This window comes from Bowmanella pacifica (assembly GCF_014645355.1).
GTDB lineage: Bacteria > Pseudomonadota > Gammaproteobacteria > Enterobacterales > Alteromonadaceae > Bowmanella > Bowmanella pacifica.
Genome location: NZ_BMLS01000016.1, coordinates 1 through 1,108, shown reverse-complemented (window position 1 = coordinate 1,108; position 1,108 = coordinate 1). Strand labels below are relative to the sequence as shown.

Below are 1,108 nucleotides of genomic sequence, written 5' to 3'. Positions count from 1 at the left end.
GACCACGGTAAAACCACACTGACAGCAGCAATCACTACTGTATTGGCGAAGACCTACGGTGGTGCTGCTCGCGCATTCGACCAAATCGATAACGCGCCAGAAGAGAAGGCACGTGGTATCACTATCTCTACGTCACACGTAGAATACGATACGCCAACGCGTCACTACGCGCACGTAGACTGCCCAGGACACGCTGACTATGTTAAAAACATGATCACAGGTGCAGCGCAGATGGACGGTGCGATTCTGGTAGTAGCCGCGACTGACGGTCCTATGCCTCAGACTCGTGAGCACATCCTGTTGGGTCGTCAGGTAGGCGTACCTTACATCATCGTATTCATGAACAAATGTGACATGGTAGACGATGAAGAGCTGCTGGAACTGGTAGAAATGGAAGTACGTGAACTGCTGTCTACGTATGACTTCCCAGGTGATGACCTGCCGGTAATCCGTGGTTCAGCTCTGAAGGCGCTGGAAGGCGACGCAGAGTGGGAGAAGAAGATTGTAGAGCTGGGCGAAGCCCTGGACACTTACATCCCAGAGCCAGAGCGTGACATCGATAAGCCGTTCCTGCTGCCAATCGAAGACGTATTCTCCATCTCTGGTCGTGGTACCGTAGTAACTGGCCGTGTAGAGCGTGGTATTGTCAACACGGGTGACTCAGTAGAAATCGTAGGTATCAACCCTACTACTACTACTACCGTAACCGGTGTAGAAATGTTCCGTAAGCTGCTTGACGAAGGTCGTGCAGGTGAGAACATTGGTGCGCTGCTGCGTGGTACTAAGCGTGACGAAGTTGAGCGTGGTCAGGTACTGTGTAAGCCTGGTTCAATCAAGCCTCACACCAAGTTCGAAGCAGAAGTATACGTACTGAGCAAAGAAGAAGGTGGCCGTCACACGCCATTCTTCAAAGGCTACCGTCCTCAGTTCTACTTCCGTACTACAGACGTAACTGGTTCTGTACAGTTGCCAGAAGGTGTGGAAATGGTAATGCCAGGTGACAACCTGAAATTCACCGCAGAACTGATTTGCCCAATCGCGATGGACGAAGGTTTGCGCTTCGCTATCCGTGAAGGTGGCCGTACCGTAGGTGCAGGCGTAGTATCTA

General features: G+C 51.7%; 1 protein-coding gene. It reads left to right on the top strand.

Annotated elements, in window-relative coordinates; translation table 11 throughout:
* On the top strand, positions 1–1,108 hold a 1,108-nt coding region (gene tuf, locus IEX02_RS20275), incomplete at both ends, for an elongation factor Tu (RefSeq protein ID WP_188699287.1).